11 protein-coding genes are annotated in these 15,458 nt (G+C 72.3%); 2 read left to right on the top strand and 9 right to left on the bottom strand.

The window, feature by feature from the left end; all coding sequences use genetic code 11:
* Positions 1-181: 181 nt before the first annotated feature.
* The 7 genes from AMYNI_RS0142780 to ileS form a co-directional block, all read right to left on the bottom strand.
* Positions 182-1,822 carry a penicillin-binding transpeptidase domain-containing protein gene (locus AMYNI_RS0142780; RefSeq protein WP_425387932.1) on the bottom strand — a complete coding sequence of 547 codons (1,641 nt, stop codon included), beginning with the start codon at positions 1,820-1,822 and terminating at the stop codon, positions 182-184.
* Between the two features lie 73 nt (positions 1,823-1,895).
* A complete protein-coding gene (locus tag AMYNI_RS0142785) occupies positions 1,896-3,068 on the bottom strand; it encodes a glycerate kinase family protein (protein ID WP_020674306.1) in 1,173 nt (390 codons plus the stop codon).
* A 24-nt stretch (positions 3,069-3,092) separates the two neighbouring features.
* Positions 3,093-4,595: an SLC13 family permease gene (locus AMYNI_RS0142790; protein ID WP_084628766.1), complete on the bottom strand. Its 1,503-nt coding sequence runs from the start codon at positions 4,593-4,595 to the stop codon at positions 3,093-3,095.
* A 108-nt stretch (positions 4,596-4,703) separates the two neighbouring features.
* The gene (locus tag AMYNI_RS0142795) at positions 4,704-5,363 is read right to left on the bottom strand and encodes a response regulator transcription factor (protein ID WP_020674308.1); all 660 of its coding nucleotides are present in this window, start codon (positions 5,361-5,363) and stop codon (positions 4,704-4,706) included.
* Positions 5,348-6,838, bottom strand: coding sequence for a sensor histidine kinase (locus AMYNI_RS0142800; protein ID WP_020674309.1), 1,491 nt, complete (start codon positions 6,836-6,838; stop codon positions 5,348-5,350). The genes AMYNI_RS0142795 and AMYNI_RS0142800 overlap by 16 nt, the downstream gene beginning before the upstream one ends.
* Positions 6,825-7,100, bottom strand: coding sequence for a hypothetical protein (locus AMYNI_RS0142805; protein ID WP_020674310.1), 276 nt, complete (start codon positions 7,098-7,100; stop codon positions 6,825-6,827). Before AMYNI_RS0142805 ends, AMYNI_RS0142800 begins: the two co-directional genes overlap by 14 nt.
* Positions 7,101-7,183: 83 nt before the next feature.
* The gene (ileS, locus tag AMYNI_RS0142810; RefSeq protein WP_020674311.1) at positions 7,184-10,357 is read right to left on the bottom strand and encodes an isoleucine--tRNA ligase; all 3,174 of its coding nucleotides are present in this window, start codon (positions 10,355-10,357) and stop codon (positions 7,184-7,186) included.
* Positions 10,358-10,740: 383 nt separating this feature from the next.
* Here ileS and AMYNI_RS0142815 point away from each other — a divergent pair, with 383 nt between their 5' ends.
* Entirely contained in the window at positions 10,741-12,570 is a 1,830-nt protein-coding gene (locus tag AMYNI_RS0142815; protein WP_020674312.1) for an FUSC family protein, read from the top strand.
* 17 nt (positions 12,571-12,587) lie between these two features.
* Here AMYNI_RS0142815 and AMYNI_RS0142820 read toward each other — a convergent pair whose 3' ends face one another.
* Entirely contained in the window at positions 12,588-13,955 is a 1,368-nt protein-coding gene (locus tag AMYNI_RS0142820) for an MFS transporter (protein WP_040406290.1), read from the bottom strand.
* 64 nt (positions 13,956-14,019) lie between these two features.
* On the opposite strand from AMYNI_RS0142820, the gene AMYNI_RS0142825 reads away from it, so the two are divergent.
* Positions 14,020-14,793, top strand: coding sequence for an ArsR/SmtB family transcription factor (locus AMYNI_RS0142825; protein ID WP_026361622.1), 774 nt, complete (start codon positions 14,020-14,022; stop codon positions 14,791-14,793).
* Between the two features lie 3 nt (positions 14,794-14,796).
* Here AMYNI_RS0142825 and AMYNI_RS0142830 read toward each other — a convergent pair whose 3' ends face one another.
* The gene (locus AMYNI_RS0142830) at positions 14,797-15,396 is read right to left on the bottom strand and encodes a hypothetical protein (protein WP_020674315.1); all 600 of its coding nucleotides are present in this window, start codon (positions 15,394-15,396) and stop codon (positions 14,797-14,799) included.
* Positions 15,397-15,458 lie beyond the last annotated feature (62 nt).

Consider the following 15,458-nt stretch of genomic DNA (forward strand, 5'->3'; position numbering starts at 1 on the left):
CTAGCCCTGCGGACAAGGATAAAGAGGCCCTGCCGGACGGTTCACCAGGCGGGGTGCCACCCGTCCCGACGGCCGCCTGATAAGCGAATCCCGGTCAGCAGGCCGGAAATCAGCTCAGCGTGCCCGGCTGATCACTCAGCGGCGGTGAGTTCTCCTTGCGCCACAAGGATATCGCGGAGGTTCAGAGCGCACCGAGGAACTTCGCCGATACCGACACCGCGGGCTTCGAGGAGTCGGCGCCTTGCAGCAGCACCGCGAAGGCGACATCCCCGCGGTAACCGGCGAACCAGCCGTTGGCCTGGGTGCCGTCGCCGTACTGCGCGGTGCCGGTCTTGCCGTAGACCTCGCCGCTGCCCTTCAGCTCGGTGGCGGTGCCCGAGGTGACCACCTCCCGCATCATCGGCCGCAGCGCGCCGAGCACCCCGGCCGGCGGCGCCTGGTACGACTGGTTCACCTGGGTGTCCAGCCCGTGCCACAGCTTCGGGGTGACCGCCTCGCCGCCGGCGACCGTGGCCGCCATCAGCGCCACTCCGAACGGGCTGGCCTGCACCTTGCCCTGGCCGATGCCGCCCTCGACCTGTTCGGCCGGGCTGCCCGCGGCCTCCACCTTGCCGGTCTCGGTGGAAATGCCCGGGATCTCGAAGTCCGCGTTCAGCCCGAACTGGCTCGCCGCCTCGGCCAGCCCGGCCGCGGGCAGTCCGGCGGCCAGCTGCGCGAAGGTGGTGTTGCACGACCGCGCGAAGGCGACGTGCAGCGGTTTCTCGCCGAGGTCGAAACCGTCGTCGTTGGGGATGGTCCGCTGGCCGATCCGTGCGCTGCCGGGACAGGGCAGCACGGTGTCCACGCCGGTCCCGCCCTGCTGGAGCACCGCCGCCGCGGTGGCGATCTTGAACGTGGAGCCGGGCGCGTAGAGGCCGGTGAACGCCTTCGGGTCGGGACCGGCCGCGGAGTTCTGCGCCACCGCCAGGATGTCCCCGCTGGACGGCTGGAGCGCGATCAGCACGGCGGGTCCCCCGGCGCCGTCCACCGCGGCCTGCGCCGCCCGCTGCGCCTTGGCGTCGAGGGTGGCGGTGAGCGGCTTGGCCGCGGCGGGGTCGCTGCCGGCCAGTGTTTCCAGCACCTCCCCGCCCGCCGAGGTCCGCACCACCGACCAGACGTCCCCGCCGTTCTCCTTGGCGACCCGGCCGAGGCCGGGCTGGAGCAGCGGCGCGAGCCCGTCCTCCGCGGGCTGCGGCCCGGCATCCTGCCAGAGCACCAGCGGCGCACCGGCCCGGTCCAGCACCGCCGGGGTGCCTGCCTTGCTGCGCCGTGCCAGCCGTTCCCCCGCGCCTAGCTTCGGATGCACCAGCGCCGGGCTCCAGTGCACCGTCCAATGCCCTCCACCGCGCACCAGCGGCAGCGTGTTCTGGTAAGCCCATTCGCGGCCTTCGCCGAGGGTCCAGGTGACCTCGAAGGTCGCGGTGGTCTTCCCGTCGGCCACCGCGGCGACCTGTTTCAGGCTCGTCACCGCCTTGGCCTCGCCGAAAGCCTGCCGCACCTCGGCCAGGAAGGCACCGGCCGCGGCCGGGTCGTCGGTCAGCGCGCCGGCGATGGTGGCGTCACCGCGGGCGAAGGCCTGCAGGTACCGGACCGCGGTGTCCTCCGGGTCGTTCACCCCGGCCGCGGGATCGGCCTTGGCTTCGGACGCGTCCGAAGCCGGCGCGGGTGAACCGCGCAGCGCCAGCACCCCACCGGTGACGATGGCGACCATCGCGAGCGCACCGCCGATCAGCACAGCCTTTTTCGCCGCAGGTCGCACCGATTCACTCCCCCAGAGCCGCATCCGCCGTTCACCTGCCCATCGTTGACCGGACGTCGTCGTTACCGGTGAGTTGGCAACCGACTCCTTTTCGTGATCAGGCCGCCGAAATCGCGGCGCCAACCAGCACCAGCCGCAGCGCCCGTTCGGTGGCGTCGACCAGCAGCTCCCCGGCCCGCTCCAACGCCTCCGGCAGGCCGATCGGCCCGGGGAGTATCCCGGCGAACGCGTCGATCCCCTGGTCGTGCGTGCTGCGCGCGCCGCTGCCGATGGTGCCGGCCAGCGCGATCACCGGCTTGCCGTACCGCTTGGCGCGGCGGGCCACCTCGGCCGGCACCTTGCCCCGCGGCGTCTGGTCGTCGATCGCACCCTCCGCGGTGATCACCAGGTCCGCCTCGGCCAGCTGCGCGTCCAGGCCGGTCCCGTCCAGCAGCACGTCGAACCGCGGCAGCAGCTTGGCGCCGAGCACCCCGGCCAGCCCGGCGCCGAGCCCGCCGGAGGCCCCGCCGCCCGGCGCGGTGCGCAGGTCCGCGCCGCACTGGTGCTCGATCAGCTTCGCCCAGTGGTCCATGGCCGCCGAAAGGCTGTCCACCTGCTCCGGGGTCGCCCCCTTCTGCGGTCCGAAAACCCTTGCCACACCCCGTTTCCCGGTCAGCACGTTATGCGGGTTGCAGGCCACCGACAGCTCGGCGTCGGCCAGCCGTCCGTCCAAACCGGACAGATCGAGCCGGACGATCTCGGCGAGCCGGCAGGCGTCCGGGGTGACCGGGTCGCCGGACGCGTTGACGAACCGGGCGCCCAGCGCGTGCAGTGCGCCCGCGCCGCCGTCGCAGGTTCCGGAGTCGCCGCAGCCGACCAGTATCCGGCGGCAGCCCGCGTCCAGGGCCGCCCTGATCAGCTCGCCGACGCCGTAGGTGGTGGTACGCCCCGGATCGCGGGCTCCGGCCGGGACCAGCCTCAGCCCGGCCGCGGCGGCCATCTCCACCATCGCGGTGCGGGGCCCGTCCCCGCCGAGCACGGCGAAGTGCGCGGCCACCGGGTTGCCGACCGGGCCGGTGACGGTCACCGGGACCAGCTCTCCGCCGGTGGCCGCGGCCAGGGTGCGGGCCGAGCCCTCACCACCGTCCACCAGCGGCATACTGCGCACCACCGCACCGGGCACCACCCGGCGGATGCCGGCCGAGATCGCCTCGGCGACCGCCTCCGCGGCCAGTGACTCCTTGAACCCGCTCGGGGCCACTACGAAACGCACCGGGGTGCACGCGGTCATCTCTTCCTCCTCGAATCAGCCGGCTCAGCGCAGCGGAAGGCCGAGCGCCGGCCAGACGGTGACGGCGAAACCGAGCACGAGCAGCACGACGACCGGGCCGAGCAGCGCGGACAGCCGAAGCAAATCGGACCGGCGGTAGGTGGGCACGTCTTCCAGCGCGGAGAACAGGGCGACCGGTTTGGCCGAGGCGGGCAGGGTGTGGCAGAACCCGGCGGCCACAGTGGACGCGAAGGCCACCGCGGCCGGGTTCAGGCCGAACGCGATCGCGGGCGGGATCACCAGCGGGACGAGCACCGACGAGCGGGCCGAGCGGGACTGCAGCACCAGGTGCGCGGCGGCGCTGAGCACCACGACGGTGACCAGGAACCCAGGCGCGCCGCCCGCACCGCCGTGCCCGAATGCGAGCCCGGTCAGCCAGGCCGCCGCGCCCGACGCGGACAGCGCGGTGCCGAGTACCGCGGTGGTGGTCATGAACAGCAGCAGCGACCAGGGCACGGTGGCCAGCGCGCCGCCGACCGCGGTGGTGCCCAGCCGGGGCGCGGTGATCAGCAGCGCGCCGAGCAGCGCGACCAGTGCCGGCGCCAGGCCGTGCAGGGATTCGGTGCACCACAACAGGACCACCGCGGCGAGCACGACCGCGGCACGTTTCTGGCCGGCACTCAGCGGCCCGGTCGCCGCCACCCCGGTACGGCCGGCAAGGTCAGTGAAGTCGCTGACGTCAAGCGACAGCGGCAGGCGGCGGTCCGCCCGGCTGGTCATCAGCAGCAGCACCAGCTCGGCGGCCAGGTGGGAGCTGAGCAGGGCGAACGGCAGGCCGAGCAGCAGCCAACGGCCGAAGCCGATCCCGGCCCCGGTCGCGCCGGCCAGCACCTGGCTGGTGATCAGGTGCGCGCCGGCGCCGATCAGGGTGGCCGCCGCGGAGAGCAGGATGACCGTGGGGAACAGCAGCGCGAGTGCACGCACCACCGACGGCCGTCCGGCCAGCGCCCTGGCCAGCGCCAGGAACACCGGCAGCAGCAGCGCCGCCCTGCCGGAGGTAGCCGGCACGGCCAGCGCGGTGCCGGCCACGGCGACCGTGACCAGGTGCGCCAGCTGGCGCACCGAGCGCGCCCTGGCCACCAGCACCACCGCGGCCCGTTCCGGCAGCCCGGTCGCGGCCAGCCCGGCGGCCAGCACGAAGGCGCCGATCAGCAACCAGACCGTCTCACCACCGAGCGCGCCGAAGAGGGTGTCCGCGTCGATCACCCCGGTGACCACCAGCGCGACCGCGGCGAGCAGGCCGACGAAGGTGTCGTCGACGCGGGCGAACATCCAGGCCAGCACCGCCGCGGCGAAGATCACCAGCGCGATCCGCCCGTGCGGCGGCAACCCGCCCTCCTGGCCGGGCAGCACCAGGTACAGCAGAACCAGCGCCAGCACGGCCAGCAACCCGAAACCGGCCTGCCACAGGCGTTTCCGCGAAGGCCGCGCGGTGCGCAGCGGCACGGTCGGCCGGTTCAGCGGCGCGGTGGCGGTGGTCCCGTTCATGGTGACCAGCCTCCGGCCGGACACTGAACCTTACGTGAAGCTCACATGAGAGGACCTTCACCTCGTGAGTGGAAAGTGTTGCCGGAGCAACACTTTCCACTCACGAGGTCAGTCGACGCGGTAGCCCATGCCGCGGACGGTCTCGATCCGGTCCGGCCCGATCTTGCGCCGCAGCGTGCGCACGTACACATCGACCACATTGGACCCGGGGTCGAAGTCGTAGCCCCAGACGTGGGAAAGGATCTGCTCCCGCGAGAGCACCTGGCCGGGATGCCGCAGGAAAAGCTCGAGCAGCGCGAACTCCCGCGCGGTCAGGTCGACGGTGCGGTCCGGGGTCTGCGCCCGGCGGGTGCGCAGGTCCAGCGAGACGTCGCCGTGTCGCAGCACGGTCACCTCCGGCCCCCGGTCCGCGGACTTCAGCCGCAGCCGCACCCTGGCCAGCAGCTCCTCGAACCGGAACGGCTTGGTCATGTAGTCGTCGGCGCCGCCTTCGAGGCCGGCCACCGTGTCCCCCACCGAGTCGCGCGCGGTCAGGATGATCACCGGCGTGGTCACCTTCGCCTGGCGCATCGACTGCAGCACGGCGAACCCGTCGCGCCGGGGCAACCCGAGGTCGAGCACCATCAGGTCGAACCCGCCGGACACCGCGTGCGCCAGCGCGGCATCCCCGTCCGCCACCACCGTCGTGGCGAATCCGTTGGCGCGCAAGCCTTTCTCCACGAAGGAGGCGATGCGCTGCTCGTCCTCCGCGATCAGGATCCGGCCCATCGGGTCACCTCACGTCCTGCTTTCGGGCCCGGCGTCGCGGGCAGTTCGATACCGAAGGTCGCGCCGTAGCCCGGTTCGGACACCATCCTGGCCCGGCCCTGGTGCGCTTCGGCGATGGCTCGCACGATGGCCAGCCCGAGCCCGGCCCCGGTGCGCTCCCCGCCGCCGTCCGAGCCGCGGACGAACCGGTCGAAGATCCGCTCCACGTCCTCCTCGGGGACGCCGGGGCCGGTGTCGGTGACCCAGAACGAAACCGTGCCGTCGGACAGCGCCGACCCGATCCGGATCGGGTCGCCGTCCGCGGTGTGCTGCACCGCGTTCTGCGCGAGCTGGAGCACGGCCTGGGTGACCCGCTGCGGGTCCAACCAAGCCTCGCCCTCCCCGATCGCTTCCAGCGTCCACCGCCGCGCCGCGATGGCCCGCGCCTTGGCTTCGATATCGCTGGACAGCTCGGGCACGGAAACCCATTCGGCGCGCAGGAAATCCGGTTGTTCGGTCTTGGCCAGCAGCAGCAGTTCGTCCACGATCCTGGCCATCCGCTCCAGCTCGTCGGTGCACAGCCGGACGACCTCGGCCCGCTCGGCCGGATCGTCGCCCATCAGGTCCAGATGCCCGAGGATGATCGTGATCGGCGTGCGCAGCTCGTGCCCGGCGTCGTCGAGAAACTGCCGCCGGGTGCTGAACGCCCGCTCCAGCCGGTCCAGCATCGCGTTGAACTGCTCGGCCAGTGCGGCGATGTCGTCCCGCCCGTGCACCGGGATGCGGTGGGTCAGGTCCGCCTCGGTGAGCTCGGCGGCCGCCAGCCGCACGGTCCGCACCGGCGCCAGAATCCGGCCGGCGGCCAGCCACGAGACCCCGGCGGCCAGCACCAGCGCGGCCAGGCTCACCCAGATCAGGGTCCGCACAGTACCGGCCACATCCGCGCGAAGGGGTTCCACGAAGTACCCCGCGATGAACCAGCCCGAAGGCGTGCCGCCACCGCCGGGCGGCAGTACATCCGCGCGCAACCACCGGAACTCGCCCGCCGTCGTCATCAGCGTGCCGGTGCCCGCCGGATCGTCCACCATGGACCGCAGCGCGGGCTGGTCCAGCGGCACGTTCTGCACCGACTGGTCGATCTGTTTGAGCGAGTTCAGCTTGTTCCCCAGCGGCACCACGCCGAGCAGCACCTCGGCCTCGTGGATGTACTGGGTGCCGAGGTGCAGGCCGAACAGCGTCCAGGCGTCCTGGATCGCCCGGCCCTGCCCCTGGTCGTAGCCCGCCCTGGCGAAGGTGCGGAACTCCTCCACGTCCTGTTCCAGCGCCCGGTTCACCCGGTCGTCCACGGCGGCCCGCTCGAACTCGGCCACCAGCAGCACCACCACGGCCAGCCCGGCCGTCATCACCAGCATGAACCAGCCCATGATCCGCACCCGCGCGGAGACCCGGCTGCCCCGGCTGTCACGGCGGTCCCGGACGGGCTCAGCCGTCGTCATGGTCGTCGTCGTCATCATCGTCGTCATCCACCGGCGGCGGCGGTGGCAGCCTGTCCTGGGTCTCGACGGGCACCGAAGGGGCCGTGGTCGGCGGAACTCCCGGCTCGGGGGGAAGGCTGGTCGGTGGTGCCTCGCCGATCCGCACCACGGCCGGCACCCTTGGCGGGTCCGGCTCGGTCACCAGCAGCAACGCGGCCAGCCCGGCACCGACCGGCAGCACGATCGCGGCCGCCAGCACGGCGATCCGGGGTGCACGAGTCATGGGTTCCACCGTTCCGGAGCCCGGCGAAAACCGGATGAGACCGAGATGAGGAATTCTTCATCATCCCGGTCCCACCCGCACACTCAGCTCTTAGCAACCGCCACGGTCACCTTGACGCCCTCGCCGACGGTGCCGGCGAACCCGTCCGCGACCGCGCCGTGCGACACCGCCACAGCCAGTGTCTCCGCGGCGATGAACCGCTCGAACGCACCGGCCGCCGCCAGCACGTCGCCGTCGGCGTCCACGGTCAGCTCGATCCGGTCGGCCACGTCCAGCCCGGCTTCCCGGCGGGCCTGCTGCACCACCCGCACCAGGTCCCGTGCCACGCCCTCGGCGGCCAGCTCCGGGGTGACCTCGGTGTCCAGCAGGACGAGACCGGTGCCGCCGGGCAGCTCGGCCGCGACCCCGGCGTCCTTGGCGACCAGCCGGCGCTCGTACTCGCCTTCGGCCAGCTCCACCCCGGCCGCCACCACGGCGCCGGACGGCGAGGTCGTCCAGTCCCCCGCCTTCACCGCCTTGATCACCTTCTGCACGTCCTTGCCCAACCGCGGCCCGGCGGCCCTGGCATTCACCACCACCTCGAAGGCGCCGTGCGCGGCCACGTCGTCGGTCAGCTCGACCGACTTCACGTTCACCTCGTCCCGGATGATGTCGGTGAACTCCCGCAGCGCGTCCGCGTCGGGCGCGGCGACGAGCAGCCGCGCCAGCGGCAGCCGCACCCGCAGCTTGTTCGCCTTGCGCAGGGAAAGCGCGGACGAGCAGACCTGGCGCACCCGGTCCATCGCGGTCACCAGCGCCGGGTCCGCGGGCAGTTCCGCCCGGCCGGGCCAGTCGGTGAGGTGTACCGAGCGCTCCCCGGTCAGCCCGCGCCACACCGCCTCGGTGGTCAGCGGCAGCAGCGGCGCGGTCACTCGGCAGACCAGCTCCAGCACGGTGTGCAGGGTGTCGATGGCGTCGCGCTCGCCGGCCCAGAACCGGTCCCGCGACCGGCGCACGTACCAGTTGGTGAGCAGCTCGAGGAAGTCGCGGACGAGCGCGCAGGCGCCCGCCACGTCGTAGGTGTCCATCCCGTACTCGACATCGGTGACCAGCTGGTGCGTCTTGGCCAGGATGTAGCGGTCCAGCACGTGCCGCGAGTCGGTGCGCACCGTGCCCTCGACCCCCTCGGCGTTGGCGTACAGCGCCAGGAAGTAGTACGAGTTCCACAGCGGCAGCACCGCCTGGCGCACCGCGTCCCGGATTCCCCGCTCGGTGACGACCAGGTTGCCGCCGCGCAGGATCGGGCTGGCCATCAGGTACCAGCGCATGGCGTCCGAGCCGTCCCGGTCGAACACCTCCGTGACGTCCGGGTAGTTCCGCAGCGACTTGGACATCTTCTGCCCGTCCGAGCCGAGCACGATGCCGTGCGACACGCAGTGCCGGAACGCCGGCCGGTCGAACAGCGCGGTGGCCAGCACGTGCAGCAGGTAGAACCAGCCGCGGGTCTGCCCGATGTACTCCACGATGAAGTCGCCTGGGTAGTGGTGCTCGAACCAGTCCGCGTTCTCGAACGGGTAGTGCACCTGGGCGTACGGCATCGACCCGGAGTCGAACCACACGTCCAGCACGTCCTCGACCCGGCGCATGGTGGACTTCCCGGTCGGGTCGTCCGGGTTCGCCCTGGTCAGCCGGTCGATGTAGGGCCGGTGCAGATTGTCCAGCCGCACCCCGAAATCGCGCTCCAGCTCGTCCAGCGAGCCGTACACGTCGGTGCGCGGGTAGGCCGGGTCGTCCGACTGCCACACCGGGATCGGCGTGCCCCAGTACCGGTTGCGGGACACCGACCAGTCGCGGGCGTTCTCCAGCCACTTGCCGAACTGCCCGTCCTTGACGTTCTCCGGGTACCAGGTGATCTGCTGGTTCAGCTCGACCATCCGGTCCTTGAACTCGGTGACCGCGACGAACCAGGACGAGACCGCCCGGTAGATCAGCGGGTTGCGGCAGCGCCAGCAGTGCGGGTACGGGTGCTCGTAGGTCTCGTGCCGCAGCAGCACCGCGCCCTGGCGGCCGGCCGAACCGGTACCGTTCTTCAGGTCCTTGATGATGTTCGGGTTCGCGTCGAAGACGAGCTGGCCCTCGTAGTCGGGTACCTGGGCGTCGAACTTGCCGCGCGCGTCCACCGGAGTGGCCGGCACGATCCCGGCCGCGTCGGTGACCACCTTGTCCTCTTCACCGTAGGCGGGCGCGATGTGCACCACGCCGGTGCCGTCCTCGGTGGTGACGTAGTCCGCGGACAGGATCTGGTGCGCGTGCTCGCGGCCGACGAAGTACGGGAACGGCGGTGCGTAGCGCTGGCCCAGCAGCTCGGTGCCGGTGTAGTGGCCGACGACGGGCGGGTTCTCGCCGAGTTCCTTCGCATAGGCAGCTACCCGCGCTTCGGCGAGCAGGAACCGCTTCCCGTCGGTGTTCTCCGGCGCCACCAGCACGTACCGGACGTCCGGGTGCACCGCGGTCGCCAGGTTCGACGGCAGCGTCCACGGCGTGGTGGTCCAGATCAGCAGGTAGCTGCCGTCCAGCTCGTTGTCGTTGCCGGCCAGCCGCAAACCGACCGTGACCGCGGGGTCCTGCCGGCTCTGGTAGACGTCGTCGTCCATCCGCAGCTCGTGGTTGGACAGCGGGGTCTCGTCGCGCCAGCAGTAGGGCAGCACCCGGTAGCCCTCGTAGACCAGCCCCTTGTCCCAGAGCTGCTTGAACGCCCAGATCACCGACTCCATGTAGGTGACGTCGAGGGTCTTGTAGTCGTGCTCGAAGTCCACCCAGCGCGCCTGGCGGGTGACGTAACCCTGCCACTCGTTGGTGTAGCGCAGCACGGACTCGCGGCAGGCGTCGTTGAAGACCTCGATGCCCATCCGGTCGATCTCGGCCTTCTCGGTGATGCCGAGCTGCCGCATCGCCTCCAGCTCGGCGGGCAGGCCGTGGGTGTCCCAGCCGAACCGGCGCTCGACCCGCTTGCCCTTCATGGTCTGGTAGCGCGGCACGATGTCCTTGACGTACCCGGTGAGCAGGTGCCCGTAGTGCGGCAGGCCGTTGGCGAACGGCGGGCCGTCGTAGAACACGTACTCGTTGGCCCCGTTCACCCCCGGCTCCCGCGCCTGCACGCTGGCGGTGAACGTGCGGTCGGCCTCCCAGTAGGCCAGCACATCCTTCTCCAGCGCCGGGAACGACGGCTGGGACGGGACTCCCCCTGCGGTTTCGCCGGCCTGGGCCTTCGGATACATCGGTGCGCTCCTCGCGGTTCGTCTCTCGTACGGACGGCCGGAGCTCACCGGCCACCCACACGGGGACGAGACGCGGCCGTTTCCGGCGCGTTCCGCGGTACCACCCCGCTTGCCCGCCGACGGCGGGCCACTCGTTCGACGGCTGTCACGGGCCTACCCGTCCGGTTCTACTGAGGACCCGCCGAGGCGCGGTCCCGTTCTTCCGGAGGCTCCCCGGTGATGGCCGGATCGATGCCTGGTACATCCAGGTTAACGCGCCGGTCCAGAGCATTTCCGCCAGGTGCCGTTAGACCGCCGCGCCATGCCCGTCCGCGGGACCGGCGGCGGCCAGCACGCCCGCTTAGAGTGACCGGCATGTCGATCATCGAGCGGGGAGCCCGGCGGTGAAGGGCCCGGCGATGCTGGTGGTGGTGCTGGCCGTGATCGGCGGTACGGCCGGCCTTGGTTACGCGGTCGGTCTCGGCAACGCTTCGGTGCTGGCCGCGCTGACCGCGTTGTTCTGCCTGATCGCCGCGGTCGGCGGGCCGCTGCGCGCGGATCTGCGGCTGCTGGCCAAGTTCGCGCCCGCGCTGGTGGTGGCCGTCGGCGTGCCCAGGCTGCTCGGCGCGGTCTCGCACTGGGCGGCGATCGCGCTGCTGGCGGTGATCGTGTTCGTGGCCGGGCTGCTGCCCGCGCTGGGCTCCCGGTACGTGACGGTCGGCATGGGCCTCGGCATGGCGTCGGTGTTCGGCTACGGCTTCCAGCTCACCGGCGCGGCCAGTGCCGGGCAGATCATCGGGGCGCCCGCGCTGGCCGCCGGGGTGGGAGTACTGCTCCGGCTGCTGATGGGTGCCCGTGACCCGGGGAAGCCGACCAGGCAGGCCCTCGCCGACGCGCTCACCGATGCGGACCCCGCCGTCGCCGGGCGCGCAGCCACGCTCTGGCTGAACGACCGGCCGGAGCGCTGGACCGGGCGGGTGGCCGGCGGCCTGCTGCGCTACCACGCCGCCACGGCGGTGCTCGAAGGCCGACGCGGCGCACTGCCAGTGCCTGCCACCGAAGAGGTCGGCGCAACGCTGGAGGCCGCGCGTGCGGAAGCGGATCGGCTGGCCGGGGCGGTCCGCGCGAAGTCCATTGTGGATGAAGTGAAACCGGTCGGGCGGCGGGCATCCGCGACCGCGTTGCCCGGCTCCACCGGCAGGCTGATCGAGGTGCTCTGGACCGCGCTGGAACAGATCCGGGAGGCCGCGCTCGGCCGAGACAGGTCCAAAGTAGACATTCCGGCCGGGCTGCGACGGGAACTGCTGCGGACCTCCCTGCGCGGGGCGTTCTGCTGGCGCTCGGCCCAGCTGCGGCACGCGGTGCGCGGCACCCTCGGCATGGTGCTGGCACTGGTGGTGGCCGGATTGCGCCCCGGCGACCCGCTGACCGTCTCCTTCCTGATGACCGTCTACGCGATCATGCAACCGGAGTGGCAGGACACCCTGAGCCGCGCCTGGCAGCGCATCGCCGGCTCGCTGGGCGGCGCGGTGGTGCTCGCGCTGGCGATCTGGCTGCTGCCACCGGCCGCCCTGCTGCCTCTCGGCATCGCCGCGGTTTTGGCCGGTTTTCCCTTCCTGCGGACCAAACCGATGATCTTCAACGGCTGCATGGTGCTGATGAGCGTGAGCGTGAACGCCGGCAAGCAGCACCTCGACCCCGGCTACCTGCTGGTGGAGTACCTGCTGCTGATGCTGCTGGCCGCGATGATCGGGCTGCTCTTCGGCTTCGCCGCGGTGCCGGGCGTGCCAAAGCCGGCGCTGCCGGAACGCTTCGCCGAGGCCGTCGGCACCATGCGCGAGCTGCTCACCGGGTTCGCCGCGCTGCTACGCGGCGACGGGCCGGATCAGCGGGAGCTCGGCCTCGAACTGCGTGCCGCTGCGCGGGCAAGGCAGGACCTGGCGAACGCGGAACCGGGCAGTGCCGAACCGACCGGGCGGCAGCGGGCCGCGGTGGACGACGCGGTCGACGGGCTGCGCGGGCTGGCCGGGGCGATGACGGCCGCGCTGCTGCGCGGGCGGCACGACCCGGTGCTGGCGGCGGCCGTGGAAGAAGTGGCGCTGGCACTGGAATCCGGTGCGGACCCGGATCTCAACCTGCAGGCCACGGCCGGCGACGAGGAGCGGGAACTGCTGCTGGACACCATGGCCGCCGACGTGGTGCGGCTCAACCGGGCCGCCGCCGTGCTGCGCTGACCATCCTTTTAGGACACTCACCGTACGGCGCGTGCGGTGACCCCGATCGCGACCAGCCAGAGCGCGGCGGCCGCCAGTGCGAGCTGGTGCAGCCCGGCGGTGAAGGCGGCCTGGTGTGCCGGCTCACCCGCGACCGCCCCGAACACGGCGACCCCCAGCGCTCCGGACGCCTGCCGCGCGGTGTTGTTCACCCCGCTAGCCAGCCCGGCCCGGTCCGGGGGCACCGCGTCCACCGCGGCCGTCACCACCGCGGCGGTGAGCACCCCCATCGCGATGCCGAGCCCGGCCATCGGCAGCACGAAGGCGCCGTAGCCGCTGTGCCCGGTCACCCGCAGCAGCCCGAGCAGCGACACCGCCCCGAGGGCGAGGCCGGCGATGATCAGCGGCCGCGGCCCGAACCGCGCGGTGAGCCTGCCCGCCACCGGGGCCAGCAGGGACAGCGGCAGGAAGATCGGCAGCATCCGCAGCCCGGCGGCCTGCGGGGTGAAACCCAGCACTCCCTGCAGGTACAGGGTGCTGACCAGGACCGTGCCGAGGCCGGTGAAGTTCATCGCACCCGCCACCAGGTTCGCGCCGACGAACCGCCAGGACCGCAGCAATGCCAGCGGTAGCAACGGATCCGCGGCCCGCCGTTCGGCCAGCACGAATCCGGCACCGGCCAGCACCGCCACCCCCGCGGCCAGCACGGTGGCCGTACCGAGGCCGTGCTCCCCCGCGTCGATCACCGCGTACACCGCGGCCGTCAGCGCTACCGCCGCGGTCACCGCACCGGGCAGGTCGATCCGGCGCCCCGGCACCGGGCGGGCGGCCGGTACCAGCAGGTGGCAGGCCAGCACGGCCAGCGCGGTCAGCGGAACGTTGAGCCAGAACAGCGACCGCCAGCCGGCCGAACCGACCAGCAGCCCGCCCAGCAGCGGGCCCGCGGACAACGCCAGCGCCGAAACCCCGGCCCACACCCCGAGCGCCCTGGCCCGGTCCGCCCGGTCCGGATGGCTGCTGGTGATCACCGCCAGCGTGCCGGGCAGCAGCAGCGCGGCGCCGAGGCCCTGCACCGCGCGCCAGCCCACCAGCACGGGCGCCGACCAGGCCAGCGCGCATCCCGCCGACGCGACACCGAACAGGGTGAAGCCGGCGAGCACCACCCGGCGGTGCCCGAGCACGTCCCCGACCACCCCGCCGCACAGCAGCAGCGCGGCCAGCACCACCGCGTAACCGTCCACCACCCACTGCAGGCCGGACAGCCCCGCGTGCAGGTCATCGCCGATCGCGGGCAGTGCGACATTGACCACGGTGACGTCGAGCTGGACCAGGAACATCCCGGCGCACAGGGTGAGCAGCACGGCCTTCCTGGCCGTTTTCGCGGTAGCGGGCGCGGTAATGGGCATGGCGCCAGCAAATCCCGGAAACACTTCCACCGGACTGGAAGTGTTCGTGCGGCATCCTGGAGGCATGCCCATCGGAGGAGATGCCGGAGGAGACGTGGACATCGCGCGGACCGCCGCGTTGTTCGCCGACCCGGCGCGGGTCCGGGTGCTCGCCGCGCTCGCCGACGGCCGCGCGCTGGCCGCCTCGGTGCTCGCCGCCGAGGCCGGGCTGTCCGCGCAGGGGGTCAGCGCGCACCTCGCGAAACTGCGCGAGGCGGGGCTGGTCACGGCCGAGCGCTCCGGCCGGCACCGGTTCTACCGGCTCGCCGGCACCGGCGCGGCCGACGTGCTGGAGACACTGGCCCGCTACTCCCCCGCGAAGCCGGTGCGGTCGCTGAAGGAGGGCACCCGGGCGCAGGCACTGCGTTTCGCCCGCACCTGCTACGACCACCTGGCCGGACGCCTCGGCGTCGCGATCACGGCCGCGCTGCTGGAGCGGGACGCGCTGTGCAGCACGGACGGCGTGGCCGGCACCGGCCGCCGCGCAGGGGACCCGATCTCGAAGCCGCTGCCCGTCCATCCCTACCGGCTGGGCCCGGCCGCCACCGAGGTCTTCGGCACGCTCGGCGTGGACCTCGCCACGGCAGGCGCCGGCAAGCGGCGGCCGCTGCTGAAGTTCTGCCTCGACTGGTCCGAGCAGCGGCACCATCTCGGCGGCGCGCTGGGCGCGGAACTCGCGGCCGGCCTGGAACGGCTCGGCTGGGTCGAGCGCCGCCTGCCGGGGCGGCGCGCGCTGCGGCTCACCGGGACGGGCCGCGAGGAACTGCGTGCCCGGCTCGGGATCGAGCTGGACGGGTAGCCGCTACTCGGCGGCGGACTTGCGCTTGGCGCGGTGCTCGGCGGCCAGCCTCGCGTCCGGGCCGCACCGGACGCAGGGGGTGAAGCCGAGGTCACGGGCCTCCGCGACGGCGATCGGGATGGTGTCGCGATCGGCGAGCCAGCGGCAGTCGGTGACGTGGTAGCGCGGGTACTCGTCGACCACGACCACTTCCACGTCCAGCTCGGAGACCACCAGCAGGTCCGCGGCGTCGGTCTGCTCCTCGCCGGGATCGCCGTCCTCGTCTTCGCCGGCCAGGTCTCCTTCGGCCGAGATCAGCTCGGTCCGCTCGGCGGGCTCATCTTCGTCCGATAGCTCGCCGGTCACCTGCCCCGACTCGGAGTCGTCCTCCGAGTCATCAAGGTCATCTGGGTCGTCCAGGTCGTCCAACTCTGCCGAGTCCGCTTCCGCGGAGCCGGCGGCGGACCGCTTCGAACGACGGCGGGCCAGGTCGATGATGAGTACCAGACCGGCGACCGCGGACACGACTAGTGAAATCCACGCCCACAGCGAGTTCGCCGTGATCAGCGCCGTGACCAGAAGACCGAGCGCGGCCAGTACCAGGATGAGGACGATATAGAGCACGGTGAATTACAGCACGAAACCGCGAAAAAGACGGTTCCGACCCTCCCACCGGGAGTGCCGGA

Source organism: Amycolatopsis nigrescens CSC17Ta-90, from assembly GCF_000384315.1.
GTDB lineage: Bacteria > Actinomycetota > Actinomycetes > Mycobacteriales > Pseudonocardiaceae > Amycolatopsis > Amycolatopsis nigrescens.